Source organism: Photobacterium sp. CCB-ST2H9 (assembly GCF_023151555.2).
Lineage (GTDB): Bacteria > Pseudomonadota > Gammaproteobacteria > Enterobacterales > Vibrionaceae > Photobacterium.
Genome location: NZ_CP100425.1, coordinates 2,097,546 through 2,112,493 on the forward strand (window position 1 = coordinate 2,097,546; position 14,948 = coordinate 2,112,493).

Annotated in this window: 16 protein-coding genes; 5 read left to right on the top strand and 11 right to left on the bottom strand. The window is 48.6% G+C overall.

Features of this window, described 5'->3' with window-relative positions:
• Positions 1–13: 13 nt before the first annotated feature.
• Together L4174_RS09830 and L4174_RS09835 are read left to right on the top strand one after the other, a co-directional pair.
• Positions 14–1,654 carry a mechanosensitive ion channel family protein gene (locus L4174_RS09830; RefSeq protein WP_248140589.1) on the top strand — a complete coding sequence of 547 codons (1,641 nt, stop codon included), beginning with the start codon at positions 14–16 and terminating at the stop codon, positions 1,652–1,654.
• Positions 1,655–1,754: 100 nt separating this feature from the next.
• Positions 1,755–2,189, top strand: a complete 435-nt coding sequence (locus L4174_RS09835) for an META domain-containing protein (RefSeq protein ID WP_248140590.1) — start codon at positions 1,755–1,757, stop codon at positions 2,187–2,189.
• A gap of 47 nt (positions 2,190–2,236) precedes the next feature.
• On the opposite strand, the gene L4174_RS09840 is transcribed toward L4174_RS09835, so the two are convergent.
• Positions 2,237–3,916 (bottom strand): CHASE domain-containing protein, encoded by a 1,680-nt coding sequence (locus L4174_RS09840; protein ID WP_248140591.1) that lies wholly within the window; start codon positions 3,914–3,916, stop codon positions 2,237–2,239.
• Between the two features lie 214 nt (positions 3,917–4,130).
• Between L4174_RS09840 and metR the strand changes: the two genes are divergently transcribed.
• The gene (metR, locus tag L4174_RS09845; protein ID WP_248140592.1) at positions 4,131–5,042 is read left to right on the top strand and encodes an HTH-type transcriptional regulator MetR; all 912 of its coding nucleotides are present in this window, start codon (positions 4,131–4,133) and stop codon (positions 5,040–5,042) included.
• A 53-nt stretch (positions 5,043–5,095) separates the two neighbouring features.
• On the opposite strand, the gene L4174_RS09850 is transcribed toward metR, so the two are convergent.
• Positions 5,096–5,284, bottom strand: coding sequence for a DUF4250 domain-containing protein (locus L4174_RS09850; protein WP_248140593.1), 189 nt, complete (start codon positions 5,282–5,284; stop codon positions 5,096–5,098).
• A gap of 160 nt (positions 5,285–5,444) precedes the next feature.
• Positions 5,445–6,116 carry a hypothetical protein gene (locus tag L4174_RS09855; protein ID WP_248140594.1) on the bottom strand — a complete coding sequence of 224 codons (672 nt, stop codon included), beginning with the start codon at positions 6,114–6,116 and terminating at the stop codon, positions 5,445–5,447.
• Between the two features lie 230 nt (positions 6,117–6,346).
• Between L4174_RS09855 and L4174_RS09860 the strand changes: the two genes are divergently transcribed.
• Entirely contained in the window at positions 6,347–7,570 is a 1,224-nt protein-coding gene (locus tag L4174_RS09860) for a diguanylate cyclase (RefSeq protein WP_248140595.1), read from the top strand.
• Between the two features lie 84 nt (positions 7,571–7,654).
• On the opposite strand, the gene L4174_RS09865 is transcribed toward L4174_RS09860, so the two are convergent.
• From L4174_RS09865 to L4174_RS09875, 3 genes are all read right to left on the bottom strand, one after another.
• On the bottom strand, positions 7,655–7,942 hold the full coding sequence (locus L4174_RS09865) for a hypothetical protein (RefSeq protein ID WP_248140596.1): 288 nt from the start codon (positions 7,940–7,942) through the stop codon (positions 7,655–7,657).
• A gap of 15 nt (positions 7,943–7,957) precedes the next feature.
• Positions 7,958–9,685, bottom strand: coding sequence for a trypsin-like serine protease (locus tag L4174_RS09870; protein WP_248140597.1), 1,728 nt, complete (start codon positions 9,683–9,685; stop codon positions 7,958–7,960).
• 270 nt (positions 9,686–9,955) lie between these two features.
• Entirely contained in the window at positions 9,956–10,435 is a 480-nt protein-coding gene (locus L4174_RS09875; RefSeq protein WP_248140598.1) for a nuclear transport factor 2 family protein, read from the bottom strand.
• Between the two features lie 142 nt (positions 10,436–10,577).
• Here L4174_RS09875 and L4174_RS09880 point away from each other — a divergent pair, with 142 nt between their 5' ends.
• Positions 10,578–10,976 (top strand): helix-turn-helix domain-containing protein, encoded by a 399-nt coding sequence (locus L4174_RS09880; protein ID WP_248140599.1) that lies wholly within the window; start codon positions 10,578–10,580, stop codon positions 10,974–10,976.
• 223 nt (positions 10,977–11,199) lie between these two features.
• On the opposite strand, the gene L4174_RS09885 is transcribed toward L4174_RS09880, so the two are convergent.
• The 5 genes from L4174_RS09885 to L4174_RS09900 all read right to left on the bottom strand — a co-directional run bounded on the left by L4174_RS09885 (position 11,200) and on the right by L4174_RS09900 (position 14,933).
• Positions 11,200–11,481, bottom strand: coding sequence for a hypothetical protein (locus tag L4174_RS09885; protein WP_248140600.1), 282 nt, complete (start codon positions 11,479–11,481; stop codon positions 11,200–11,202).
• 363 nt (positions 11,482–11,844) lie between these two features.
• Positions 11,845–12,132, bottom strand: coding sequence for a rhodanese-like domain-containing protein (locus L4174_RS09890; protein ID WP_248140601.1), 288 nt, complete (start codon positions 12,130–12,132; stop codon positions 11,845–11,847).
• Positions 12,133–12,310: 178 nt separating this feature from the next.
• Complete coding sequence (locus L4174_RS24035) at positions 12,311–12,442, bottom strand: hypothetical protein (RefSeq protein ID WP_256549286.1); 132 nt, start codon at positions 12,440–12,442, stop codon at positions 12,311–12,313.
• 383 nt (positions 12,443–12,825) lie between these two features.
• A complete protein-coding gene (locus tag L4174_RS09895) occupies positions 12,826–13,305 on the bottom strand; it encodes a DUF1456 family protein (protein ID WP_248140602.1) in 480 nt (159 codons plus the stop codon).
• 419 nt (positions 13,306–13,724) lie between these two features.
• On the bottom strand, positions 13,725–14,933 hold the full coding sequence (locus L4174_RS09900; RefSeq protein ID WP_248140603.1) for an MFS transporter: 1,209 nt from the start codon (positions 14,931–14,933) through the stop codon (positions 13,725–13,727).
• Positions 14,934–14,948: the final 15 nt, after the last annotated feature.

Here is a 14,948-nt window from a genome sequence, read left to right on the forward strand (position 1 = left end):
CGGAATCCATTCAATGATACGCACGCTTTTACTCCTTTTTACCTTCATCACTTTCAGCTTCAGTGCTCTGGCAGAACCTGAAGTCTCCCGGTCGAAACTGGACGATCTCGCCCAGCTCAATCAGGAAGTCATGGAACTCTACCAGGCCAGCCAGTCGCGTACCGGCTCCACCCGGGATGTCCTGCGTATGCAGGTGCTCAATAAAAATAACGACCTTAGAGACCAGCTCGGCCAGCTTATCAGTGCCCCGCCTGATGGCTCAGAAGGCAAGCTGATTGACTATGTGAAGCGTCAGGTCCGCTACACAAATGCGACGACAAAATATCTGGCTCAAAAGATTAAGACGGATGAGAAGGCACTGGACAGTGCACCTCAGGAAGAACAGCTGCTCAAGCAAAAGCAGCTGGATGAAGAGCGCCAGCTCTCCGTCGAAATGCTGGGAGACCAGTGGACAAACTACAACTGGCTTGAGCAGTTGAGTATCAACACTGACAGAGACAAAGCCAGACTGGCCAAAGATATCAGTGAGCGTCTGGCGTTTGTGTCGGCGTCACTTGAGTACAATAATCAGCAGGAAAGAGTGCTGTCAAAGCAGCTGAAAGACGCCTCGGAAAGTGAACAGTCTGCGCTGCAGCTGATGCATATTCTGGCGCAGCGAAAAGTGTCCAGCGACATTGATCGTCTGAACTATCTGGTCAGTCTGGGTGACAAAGTTCAGATAGACACCTCCGGCTATAAAAAACAGCAATTTGAAGTGACCGGTGACCTGACCAACGATATTCTGAATTTTCAGGTGATTTACTCGATTTTTGCCACCTGGTCCGGAAACCTCAAGAGCTGGGTGGTCGACTACGCACCGCAGGTGCTGTTCAAGATTTTCATCTTTATTCTGGTCATTCTGGTTTTCCGGTTACTGAAAAACCTGACCCGCAGAGTTGTGAAGCGTGCAGTCTCCTCGCCGAACCTGCGGATGTCGCAGCTCATGCAGGACTTTTTCATTTCGATGTCCGGCAAGACAGTGTTTTTCATCGGCCTGCTGATTGCCCTGTCGCAGATTGGCCTGAATCTGGCCCCGGTACTGACCGGTTTCGGAGTGGCGGGTGTGATCGTCGGTTTCGCGTTGCAGGACACGCTGTCGAACTTTGCCTCCGGCATGATGCTGCTGATCTACCGTCCCTTTGATGTCGGAGATTTTGTTGAAGCGGGAGGTGTTTCAGGAAAGGTCAGCCATATGAGCCTGGTGAATACCACAATCCGAACCTTTGATAACCAGATCATCATTGTGCCGAACAGCAAGATCTGGGGCGATACCATCAAGAACGTGACTCATGAGCGTGTACGGCGGGTGGACATGGTCTTCAGCATTGGATACCACGACAGCATTGAGCAAGCCGAAGCCGTTTTACACGATATTATTGACAGCCACCCGGCTGTTCTGCGGGCCCCGGAAAAAACAATTAAGGTTCATACCCTGAATACTTCATCCGTGGACTTTATTGTCCGCCCTTGGGTAAAAACAGATGACTATTGGGATGTGTACTGGGATGTCACGCGGACGGTCAAACTCCGATTTGATAAAGAAGGACTGACCATCCCTTTCCCGCAACAGGATGTGCATTTACACATGGTTCAAGCGGAAAATCTCAACTCGTAACCAACAGCGCGCAATTCACTTCTACAATAAATTGAGTTGCGCGCGGAATTTTTTGTCTCGACGAAAGTCAAAAATACTCAAATCCATCAGGGGAAAAACAATGAAAAAACACCTGCTGACCGCAATGGGCACTGCCCTGTTGTTATCTGCCTGCGCCGGAACAGGTGGCAGTACCGCCTCTCAATCGTCAGGCGATCTGACTCAGTATGAATGGGAACTGACGAAAATCGACAGTCAGGCTGTCACTGTACCGTCCATGGGCGCCGTTCCGACGCTGGGCTTTGAAAATCAAACGATGGCACATGGCCATTCCGGCTGTAACCGCTATTTCGGCAATGCCGAACTGAAAGACGGCCAGTTCCGCATTGAAAAAATGGGCATGACCATGATGGCCTGTCCTGAAGATGCGATGAAACTGGAGCAAGTGATGAGTGACACGCTGAGTCAGTGGAGTAAAGCGGAATTGAAAGGCAATACGCTGACCCTGTCGAACAGCCTGCATACGCTGACGTTTAAAGCGACCCAGCCTCTGTAATCTCAGTCCTTTTTTGTCTGCCTGATCCCAGGCAGACAATCTATCTATCAGCTGAGTGCCTGCTCAGCTGATGTTTCCCCTTCAAGCTGAACCGCACATATCTTATTGAACCCTTCTTCCTGAGCGCGGCTGAGTAGTGCTTCAGTCTGATGGAACAGGGCTTCGGCCGTCATCTCCCGGGTTTCAAACACCGTCAGGACTCCGACCGATACCGTCAGATATGGATTGGCACTCATTTCCGTGCTGGCAAGATTCAGCCTTTCAGCCGCAGAACGCAGCTGTCGTGCGACGACTTCCCCATTATTGGTGTTCGGTAAGACTGCTGCAAACCGGTCGTCATCCAGACGCGCCATTTTATCTCCGGGACGTTTCAGGGTCCGGTCCAGCTCATTGGCCAGCATCCGCAGGCTCGAATCCAGCATTTCAGCAGAACACTGTCTGACAAAGTGTTCATAGTCGTCGATCTCAATCACCAGCAGTGCCAGCGGTGTTTTTTCCCGCCGGGCAATCCGGACCGTTTTATCCAGCTCTTCCTCAAATGCACGCTGGTTGGCAATCCCGGTCAACGGGTCGACCCGGCTCATGCGTTCCAGTTTTTCATTCACAAGAAGCAAACGGTCATTCTGCTGATTGAGGTTATCCAGATACACCTGACCGCGTTGAAACACAAAAAAGCTCACCAGTGCGGCCAGTGCAAAGAACGCATTGACGCCAAAGAACACCCACCACGGCGTTGATGCCTGGTGACTGGTCACATAATCCTGCAGCGGAACCGCTTCAATCACCCAGCGACGACCACCTTTACTCAGCACCTGATGAATATACCGGTAGTTTTCATCATAGTGTTTTGCCAGTGCATCCGGCGTGAGTGCTTTCTGAACGTAGTGGTAACGCTTCTGCTGACTGACCAGCCCGGTTTCAGCTTCCGGCACCAGACTGAACACCACGCGATGGCCCGAAGGCGCCAGCGTGTCAATCAGCGTCAGTGAAAAAGCGTTGGCCTCCCGGGCGCCGGAAGACGATAAAAAGATTTGTGCCGGATTAAAAACGCCGCCCACGAAGCCCAGCAGGCTGTCCTGCCGTTCGACAGAAGTCATGGGTTCCGGAAATTCATACACTGGCAACAAGCTGAGCACCCCTTGCGCCTCGACGTTATTCTGGCGTATCTGCAATGGCACGGTCAGTTGCAGCTGACCGCTGTCACGGGCGCGCTGTACGGCTTCAAAGCGCAATGCATGTGACCCTAAGTCATACCCCATCACCGCTTCGTTCCCGGCGACTGGTTCCACATAGTAAACCGGGTAGTACAGGCCCCGGTCTCCGGCTGCAACACGCGCGCCGGAAGCAACCTGTTCGGTAATGACATAGCCCGGCAGCCAGGCACTGGCCTCTGATTCATGCGCAGAACGCGCCTGATGTTCCACTTCAGGAATCCACTCAAGAGCGGTGATTGCCGGATAACGTTGCAGGATTTTGCCGGTCAGGGCCTGGAAGCCCTTGGCATCAGGAATACCCTGCGTATCCAGGTTCAGTTGCAAAGAATATAAAGCTTCGAAATGACTGTTGATCGCCTGGATAAAAGCATGCGCCGTTTCCGTTACATCCGACTGAAACTCCCGTTCGAGCCGCTTCGTTTCCAGGTGAGAAAAAATGAACAGCAGGACCACGGATAACAGCATCCCGGCGGCGAGCAGTAAACTGATAAAGGTAAGGCGTTGTCGCTTCATTGATTTCCCTTACACACGCTACATTCCATTCGGCCTACCCCTATTTGTATGCGAGTTACATGATATTTGCCAATGAGTGATCGGAATACGGATCCAAGATCAATATGCGGCAGTCTTTCAGGCCAGATGTAATCATTTATAGACGTCTAGATGTTTACACTTCTCTCAAGAACCAGTACCCTGATTCACAGAAAACTTCAGGGACTGAGTGAACATGATCGAGATTAAACACCTTCGCACGTTAGCGGTACTGAGAGACACCGGATCCCTGACCGCAACAGCCAACACGCTGTGCCTAACCCAGTCAGCACTGTCCCATCAGATTAAAGATCTGGAACAGCGCATCGGTGCCCCGCTTTTCCTGCGAAAAACCCGCCCGGTGAGATTCACGGCGGAAGGAGAGATTCTGCTCCGGCTGTCGGATGATCTGATCCCCCGCATTACACGGGCAGAACATGAACTGGCGAATTTGAAGGAAGACGCCAAAGGCCGTCTTCATATGGCAATAGAATGCCACTCCTGCTTTCAGTGGCTGATGCCGGCGCTGAAGGAATATCAGATCCACTGGCCGGCCGTCAGTCTGGATTTTTCTTCCGGTTTCAGTTTCGAACCGATTCCGGCTCTGGCAGCCGGTGAATTGGATCTGGTGATCACCTCCGATATCAACCCGCGCGCTGAAGTTCACTATGAGCCCTTATTCGACTTCGAAATGCGTCTGGTGGTTTCGCCGCAGTCACCGCTGGCTGAACTGAGCACCATCAAACCGGCTGACCTCGCCAGCCAGACCATGCTGACGTATCCGGTTCATAAAAGCCGCCTGGATGTGGTGAAACATTTTCTGCAGCCAGCGGGGATTGAACCAATGGTATGGAAACAGGCCGACAACACCCTGATGCTGGTTCAGATGGTATCTGCCGGTCTGGGGGTTGCCGCCCTGCCAAACTGGGCGATTCACGATTTTGCCCGGCAGGGACTGATTGTCAGCAAACCACTGGGCAAAGGGTTGTGGCGCAGACTGTACGCTGCGGTCCGGGCTTCAGAACGGGAACGGCACTATCTTCAGGCATTTTTTGCCACCGCCCGCCAGCAATGTCAGACCCATCTTGAAGGCATTAAAGCAGCCTGACCCATGAAAGACGACGGGCGCCATTTCCGGCGCCCGTCACACTGACTCACTGATTATTTAAACTGATTTGAGATTGGATCATATCGGTAGCCCAGCGACGCCATTTTTTCTCTCAGCGCGTTCTGATCCAGTTCATACCGGGTTGAGAGTTCCTCAATCGTATCGCATTCCAGCCGCAGTCTTTCGTTCACGATTCCCAGGACAATGTTGGCATCCATGTTCAGCAGGTTTCTGATTTCCACAGTCCCTCCTTCGGCGACAGCCGTCCGATCACCAGCAAAGGGAAATGGCTTCCCCCACAATTCATCTCAATCAGAATGATTGACATGACCTGTTATTAGCATAGACGCCGACGCTGGTATCTCACCAACAGAGCACCATCCGTAACTTTCAAAGCCAACCTTAAAAGAGGGAAAGCTGCAGACCGGCCGAAACTGTCAATAAGAACGATGCGCAGGCAAGCTGCCAGACATGAACGGTTTTCCCCAGGACAATGTGGCCGACCCAGACCAGCAGCGCAGCAATCAGCAGCAGCAGTGCCGCACAGATAACCAGCAACTGATTTTCAACAGCGGCCTGAGGCAAGGTGTACAGCTGCCACAGCATGAGCAAGACCGTCAGCATGGCACTGACCAGACCAGCCGCAGGTAACAGGCGATGAAATGCCTGCAATCGGGTCCGGGCACGGGTCAGCAGCAAATGGGCTAAGGAAGATCCCAGCAAAGCAACCGCAACCAGGCTCATCCCGGATACAGGTAATGTCAGTGAAGGCAACAACAGCAACCAGTTCAGCAATGCCGCAGCGCAGGAGGTATACAGCACCCACAACGGACCGGCATCGCGGGTTTTGCCGGTTTTCACCTGAAAGGTAAACCAGGCTAATGTCAGTAACGGCAGCAGCGCAGCTGGCTGACTCGCAGTCACCAGAACCCAGCCAATCAGCAGCACAGGCAAGGTTTTATGGATTCGTCCCCGCTGACCCGGGCATATTTCCCCCTTCGTCAAAACCAGAGACAGAATGAGCTGTGCCCCAAGCAGGGCAGGAATCAAAAATGTGGTATAGGTAATATTCATGACAGGCAAACAACGAAGACACAGATAAGGCGCGAATTATATCAGAAGGCTGCCGGAAATACCCAGCGCTCATATTTTGTACACCAAACCCGGTTTCACATGTGTTATATGAACCAGGATCACGGTTTTGAGCCGCATCATGTAGAATAATTGTCCAATTATAAAAATAAAGGACGATTAGCGTCTGTTTTTCATTACAAAAACAGATGTCAGATGAGCTGGAAGCAAAGATGATATCAACCTATAACCATTTTTACAGGCATTTGTGCCATTCCCTCAGGCTCTATGTCCCGGATTTATGGAGTGCGAAGGCGCACACCCAAAATTTCCAGAATACCCGAAGCGGTTATCTGCGCAGCCGCATCTCACTGCTTGCTATCGTCTGGGCGATCCTGATCATCGCCTGGATCCCATTTGATTTCTTTTATCTGAAAACCGGAGAAGATATCCGCATTGCCTCCGCACGGCTGATTCTGGCAACATTTCTGATCCTGGTTGCGCGGCTGAATGAGTCTCACACCACCCTGCGCCAGTCGCAATTCTGTATGATACTGCTGGTCACCGGGCTGAACCTGTTTTACAGCTATTCCATCTGGGTCCTCGGTTTTCCGAAAGTCTACAGCGGATTTGAATACGGCTATACCCTGCTCCCGATATTGCACGTCGCGATTCTGACGATTTTACCGATCACCCTGAAAGAAAGCCTGTGTTTACTGGCGATCACCGCGATTACGGAAATGAGCGTTGATGCGCAGGCAGGCAGAATACAAACCCCGGAAACACTCGCCAATTACTGGCTGCAAAATATTCTGGCCGTCATTGTGATCTGGTCACAGCTCTCGAAGCTTTATATGCTGATGCGCCTTTACCGTCAGGCAACACTAGATCCCCTGACCGGTATTTACAACCGGCGCATGCTGTTACAGCAAGCCCAGAAAGCACTCGATATTTGTCAGGCAAAACGGCAGCCTTTCGCGCTGCTGCTGTTTGATATTGACCGGTTCAAGCGAATCAACGATACCTGGGGACATGGTGTCGGAGATAAAGTGCTTCGGGGCTTTGCCGAGCACCTTCAGCAATCCTCCCGAAAAACAGACTTGTTCGGGCGCTATGGCGGTGAAGAGTTCATCCTTTGCCTGCCGTTTTGCGACACTTTAACGGCTCAGAAAATTGCAGGCCGGATGTTGCAAGACATCCGGGAGTTATCATTACCGACCGATATCGAAGACACTCATATTTCCGTGACTGCCTGTATCGGCATCTCCGCCTACACACCAGGTGACAGCCTGATGACCATGATCGACAGAGCCGACCGCGCACTGTACGAATGCAAAGATGCCGGCCGGGACTGCTTTCGTTTTCATCCCCACGGTTATCAACCTGCCAACCATGACCGGAGAACACCACTTGAGGCACGTACAAAGAAAACCCCAAGGGTTGCTGTGGTTGATTAGGGGGATGAACCTGCTCACTTCCCCCTGAAATCATCAGTTTGTTATTTGTGGGGGAAGTCAAAAAAGTCACTCAGTGAGTGTTTATCACTTACCCAGTTTTCGACGAATTTCTTGATAACTTTCAATCATAAACTTGATCAAACCACCCTCCGGATAAGAATTATTATACTCATCCAGCGCATAAATATAATTCGATCGGAACTTTTCTACCGCTTCTTCAGGTGTATCTGCATAAATGACATCATCTTCAACTGCAAAGCCTGATTGCAACAGCTGCTTCTTTTCTGCTAAATACGTATCACTTTCCATATTGATATAGGTAAACTCCCTGCGCTTGGAATCGGGTATACAAAAAAACTGATATTTAGCCACTCTTCATTTCCATTTTCAGTGATAAATGCAGCGACAACCAAGCAGTGATGTCACGACTTGGCTGATATATTTAAGAGAATATTGATGTCGAGAGCGACGTATCCAAACCAAAAGCAATAACAGAAATACTGCTCCGAAGTCGATACTACCACCACCTCTTTTACTGTTGTTATTGGCTCGCATCAGATCAAGCGTTTCACGCAGAAGATCATATGTGAGCTTTTGATGTTTGATATCAGTTACGCTGACGTGGCTATCTGATTCATTGCTATATTGATGTCTATGATATACCAGACGAACAATATTACTTTGATTATACATCTCAATCGAGTGCGAACCTCGGTTAAAGATGCCACCTAAATTACCGCCTCGCATCGTTTGACTTTCTTTACCATTCACATAAATAGTCAGTGAATCGAGAAACTCATGAGAATGCACCCAATAATTAAACGTCAGCTCTCCTCTTGGCAGGCCTTCTAATACCAGCTCTGAGACTTGATCTTTTTCAAGAGAACTTGTACTTCTCAGATTTTCTCCACTGACTTGCCAAACATTGCCATTATCGTATGCTTTGTGGCCAGGCAATGTGGATAAATAATCAGTGACCTCTTGAGGCGCATCCTGCAATGCGTGATAGTCGAGCCAAGCAACAACTTTACCTTCCCTGAAATCATCCGAGTCAAATTCCAGCTGAACTCTACCCTGTTTGAATCTTGGAATCAGATAAGATATCTGGATGTTACACTCAGCACCGGGTTCTAAATCACCGCTACATTGATCTTGACTTGAATCAATATAGCCAAGTTCCATACCATCTACAGTCACTTTAGGGTTATTAAGCCGAATCGTATTGTCAGAGTGGTTCGTCAACGTAAAAGTATGGAAGTAGTTACCCATTTTTATGATGCCGAGGTCTTCACTTTGGCGATAAGAGAGCCCTTTCGTGTGATCGGAAATCCAATCACTGTAATGACTGACTTTGGTATACACACCAGGGTAAATACCACATCCTCTGCCCCAGCTCACAATTCCCATTTGTCTGGGACCATCATTCGTGTCGAATATAATTGGACCACCGCTGTCGCCCATACAGGTATCTTTACCCGTTTCTCCCGCGCAAAATACACCCTCCCCCAAATTTTGGTAACTGCCGGGCAAGTTTTTGCATTGCGTCAGTGGAACAAAGGGAACTTCGACTTGATGTAAAACAGGAGAACTATCGCTGCCTTCTCTCCGAGTCGGATCATATTGGCGATAGCCAAAGCCAATCGCTGTGAGCCCAAATCCCGCTTTCAACTCCTCAAAATGATTCAGATTCGCTAACTCTATGCGTGACTTTCCTAGCGCTCGGGTTAATTCAAGAATTGCAATATCATCGCCTTGGGCTTTGGAAGAAATTTGATAATTTTTATGCAGGTAAATATGTTTGATAGAGACACGCTCGGCTGATGATAAATTATTCATATCATAAGCACCAATCACAACTTCAGCATCGGTTGGCTTTAACCCCTGAACACAGTGAGCAGCGGTCAGAACATATCGATCGCCTAAAAAGCTGCCGCCACATAAGGCGTCATTTTTATTCAGCCGTGTTAAAGCGACCATAAATGGCCATGCGTTTAATTTCGCTTTGTCACCACCAATAATTCGGCTAGTTATGTCAGATTCCATTCCAGAAGCAGCAAAGGAGAACGATGCCAGCAAGAGTGCTCCAATCACTCCTGATAAATAGAATTGCTTCATAGATACCTCAAAAATATCCCACAGCCTTCGTGGGAACGGTACCATAGCATGATTGATTCAAAAGTAAATCAAAGAGATTTAGGCGTGAAAATTTTTACGATATGTATACTTTTATAAAACAAATCTCTTTAAATTTTTCAAAAATATCAGGACAGACATCTAAAGAAACAATAACCTTCCCTGATTCGTCTCATTAAAATCAGAGAAGTCTAATCAAATTTTTCTATCGGATGACTGCCCCGTCATTTTATGTGCTGGAGCCATTCATATTTAAAACACGCCATTTCCATTTCGAACTTGGCCACCCGTCATCAGTGCATACAACCGCATAGAGAAACTAATCCCTTGCACCGCATCCCAGTGTTCAACCAATCGACCGTCAGAAACTCTCCACGTATCTATAATATTTAAGCCCTGAGTATCATCACCACGATGTTTCGCTTTCAGCGTGGCATGCGAATGTAAAATCACGGAGTCACCATCCACATAAACATGCTTCACGTCATAGCTAAACTCTGGCGCATTTTTAACCAAGTTACTCACCGTTTTAACCACGCCCTCAATCCCATTCGCGATGTTCCGATTGTGCTGCTCATAAGGCTGGCCTGCATATCGACGCGTCATTTCGTCAAAATTGTGGTCGTTCATCATTAGCTGTACAAATTCGATTGCCAGCGCTGCATTCCTTTTGTCTGTGTTGCTCCAGTGAGATTTTTCCAGCGCTTCCAGATTGATTTTTGGGGATGACATCGATTCACTCCTCATCATTTCAAGAGACTTTCCAGTGTGACCAGGTGGCCGCACATTTAACTTTCAAAATGCAAGTTAATCCATTTGCTTGCAATGTGCAAGTGTTTTAAACTGAGCACTTCAACTGAAAACGAGGTAAGACATGACACGACGTTCAAACTGCCCAATCTCGAATGTACTGGATATTGTCGGCGACAAATGGAGCTTACTGATACTTCGGGATCTCATCTTTTTTGGCAAACATTCGTATTCCGAGCTACAACATTCGGAAGAGCGCATGGCAACCAACATACTTTCCAGCCGCTTAGAGCGGCTCGAGAAAGACGGCTTGATCACCAAGCAAACTGATGTCAACGACAAACGAAAAAAACGTTATGCGCTGACACAGGCTGGTAAAGACATGTTACCTATCCTGTTAGAGATGATTATTTGGAGCAGCAAATACGATCCGAATACCAATGCACCCACTCAGGTCATAGAGAGAGCACAAAATGACCGTGAAAACCTGATCAATGACTTGCTGGCAAGAATAGAAAACTGACAAACGATATGATCTCGCACATCAGATTAGGCCAACATATCACTCGCGATCATCGGCATAGAAGCATCCCATAAAACACTATCATTTGTTATGTTTCTGAGTACATTTCTCAAATCAAGTTCGTACCTTGATTTACTAATACGGAAATGGGCAATGAGGGCAAACATAATGAATGACAAGGCTCACCAACCAGGTATTGCTACACTTGGTGAGCCTGTTTAATTTAATCAATTCCGATATATGCCACTTGGTTTGATAATTCAGTCGTATCACTCGTATTCACGGAAATATTCACTTTCCTCTCAGCTGCTTTTGCTGCGAGCGCAACAGATAAAAAACCATTAAATGCAGGATGACTTAAATCTGCATGAACATAGGATTTACCACCACAGCTCTGAATGAGTTTAATCACTAACTTGTTTTCAAAAAAATGCTTATCATCGCGCGAACCTTCCACGGTCACTTTATCCAATGTGATACCTTCACAATCAATGGTCTCTGCCATTGAAATACTCGAAAATAAAAATGGCAAAACCAAAAAAACTTCTTCATAAGAACTCCACGATTGATAAAAGTTGATACGTCTAACCCTATCGATTCATGCCATAGCGACTCGCAGCGAAATTCATCTGCTACAGCGCCTTCCGAACCAAGCAATACCGCAGAGATGATAAAGATGTATGTGCACCGTTTCATGAATTGATGCATTTCAAGTCGCATCTTTGCGGGTAAGCGCAAAGTTGCATTGAGGCGTCAATCTAAATGCGTGTGCTGGAACCAATCAAAGCGCCCCGTCACACAGGAGCGCTATGAATTTCATCAAGTTAGGAGGGGGTTCTCAGGATAAGACGTTAACAACGGCTGTTTGTTAACAATGTCGTTCCCGTTCAGCCTTCAGGTTCGCTATTATATGCTGGCTGCAAACTTGAATACCTTCACACTCTAAGAGAGCCGCCGTTACTCCCGGACCGCCACTCGATGAGCCCCCGTCATAATCGGCCACGTTCTGATGCCCCAGCAAGTGAAGGATAAACGCATCGCTCGAAGAGGCAATCCCACCGCCACAATAGGTAATCACGCGCTCGGCCGCCAATATTGGCAGAAACAGCTTACGTAACTCTTCAGCCGGACGATAGCGCATCGTAAAGCACGACACGAGTGCCCTTCCCGATACCTAGCCGGCCCATGTGGTCGGCGAACCATTCCGCGGTTGGCATCGTAAACGTGTAGGAAGACCGTTGGGGATCCGATATTTTCAGGAGATCAGCAAATGTTGCGCCTGGAATGTGGCTTCGCTTAAACTCACGCCTCCCGCTTCTGATACGCGGAAATGGTCAGAGTTTAACTTGCACCGTAGCATCCACAATGCGCAGGTCAGGGTCGTCCAGATGTTTCTCCAGCCACTCTGGTTCGACAAGCGGGTGGAGAGTGCCTGTCTCGGGTAAATGCATATTGAACTGACTCATAGCAATCTCCCTGTGTTCCGTACCAGTGTCTAATCGCGCCTGACGCGCCGAGAGGAGTGCAGCGTATTGAGGTCGAATTTATTGAGATCTGTCAGGTTCTGAAATCAGCTTTTCAGGGTGTCTGTCCCAGTATTCCAAACAGACGATCTGCATGTAACGAAGCTTTTTACAGCATATCGATTAAAAGGGGAAAGCCCCACACTACTTCCATCAGGGCTCAAGTGGGGTCGTATCCTCTTTCGTTGCGGCAGAACGGTAGACCTTATGTTAAAGCAAAATACATCAATACTCATGGAAGTAAAAAGTCATCGAGAGTCGATGACTTCACCGTCAAACAGTCAGATGAAGATATTCACTATGACGGTCTACCTCATGGCATTTTGTTATGACTCTGATGCTTCCCCATTTGGGCGTAGCTGATGTTGTAGACCTAACAAAAAATTTCGAAGAACTTGGTCTTTGCATTCTCTATAATGTTTGTTCTCAGATTTACGGAAAAATGCACTGAGTTCATGCTTGCTTAAATGAATGTCAACACGCTGCAGAATGTCGAGAATATCTTCAGCTTTCAAATTCAAAGCAATGCGCAACTTTTGGAATACGATATTATTACTCAATTGCGCTTCCGGCTTGGGTTGTTCACCTTCTCGCTTGCCACGTTTAAAGTTGATAAAACCGTTTAAAAATATTGCCAGCTCAGTATCGCTAAGTTTGACAAATGATTCGTCGTCTTCATTCTTTAGCCAACCGGCAACTTGTTCGTCTGTCACATTGAGATCTGCTAGAGAGAAGATTTCAGTCATTACATTATCTTGTAAATCAAATGTATAACGTACAGAGCATAAAATATCATTATTGGTCAAAATAGTTCCTAATCTTAGGTCAATCCAGTGCTATCAACGTGATTACTGGAAGACTGGGATTTTACCAGACTTACTTCCTGCTCCCTACCAATTGTGTCATTTGGCCTGAGAATCATAACGAATGATATGACTCACCCCAGCCAGGCATAACCACACTTGGTGAGCCTTATTGATGGTTTAAAAATTCAGTCGTAAGGCTCGTGTTCACTGAAAGATTCACTTTTCTCTCAGCGGCAGAAAGATACGTTCCATTTTGGGCCATCATGATAGCGAAATATGAGCAGCATTTCGGATGCCATCTTTGCGGATAAGCGCAAAGTTGCATGGAGGAGTCGAACAAAATGAGTGCGCTGGAACCAATCAAAGCGCCCCGTCACACAGGAGCGCTTTGAATTTCAACAAGTTGAACAGAGGAATTATCAGGACGAGGCATTGGAAACAGTCGTTTCCGACATCGGGGCCAGATTGCCCAGTTTCCAGCACAGGCCGTAAAGCAGCAGATAAAGCCCGCTTCCACCCGCCAGCACACCGTGCCATCCCCAGTGTTGCCAGCAGGTAATCAGATAAAACCCGCCGAGGCTGCCTCCGAGGTAATAATGCACCAGATAGAGTGCCGTCGCGGTGGCTTTGGCAGTTCTGGCTTTCTGACTTACCCAGGCATAGGCCAGAGAATGGGTGAAAAAGGCGCCGGAGCTGATCAGCAATAAGCCGGCCAGCATGGCAGACAGTGAATCCAGCGCTGCAACCCACATACCCAGTACGCTGATGGTCGTACCAAGTACCATGCCATTGAGCGGCTTATACCGAAGACTCCAGCGACCGCTCAGTTTTGCAGTCAGAGTGCCGCTCAGGTAACACAGAAAAATCATCGAAGCCCAACTGACGGGTAAATTATACGGCGGAGACACCAGTCTGAATCCCATGACGGTATACAGATTCACAAATAAAGCAAAATTGATCCCGCCGATCAGCATGGGTATCCATAACACAGGCTGCTGCACATGTCGGATCACATGCTTGGTGTGATGACGCAGTTGCCCGCGCTGTGGTGTGAAATACTGTTGCGGGGGTAACAGTCGCGCGACCACAACGGCACCAATCAGGCTCAGGACCGCCATGCCTGCAACAGCACCCTGCCAGCCCCAGGCATCAGAGGCGAAACCGCCGAACAGGCGACCGGCAATGCCGCCTAAAGAGTTCGCACTGATATAACCGCCAACCGCCAGCGACAGCGCTTTCGGCGAGAACTCCTCGGCCATATAAGCCACTGCGACAGCAGCAAACCCCGCCAGTGAAGCTCCCATCAGTGCTCTCGCTAAGCTGAGCATCAACAGGCTGTTGGCAAACAGCATGATCCCGCCCACCAGCGGGAGCAGAAACAGGCTCAGCAGCATCACGCGACGCCGGCCAATCATTTCAGAGCTGACAGCCCAGGGCACCAAAGTCAGGGCCAGAGCCAGTGTCCCCGCAGCCAGCAGCCAGTTCACCCGGGTCGCACTCGCCGAAAAAGCCTCGGTCATCACAGGTAACATGGGTTGAAACAGGTAAAGATTACAAAACACCAGAAATGAACCCAGTGCCAGCGCAAAACTGGCACGACGATACGCAGCACTATGGGTTTCTATCATAAACAGCGACCACAC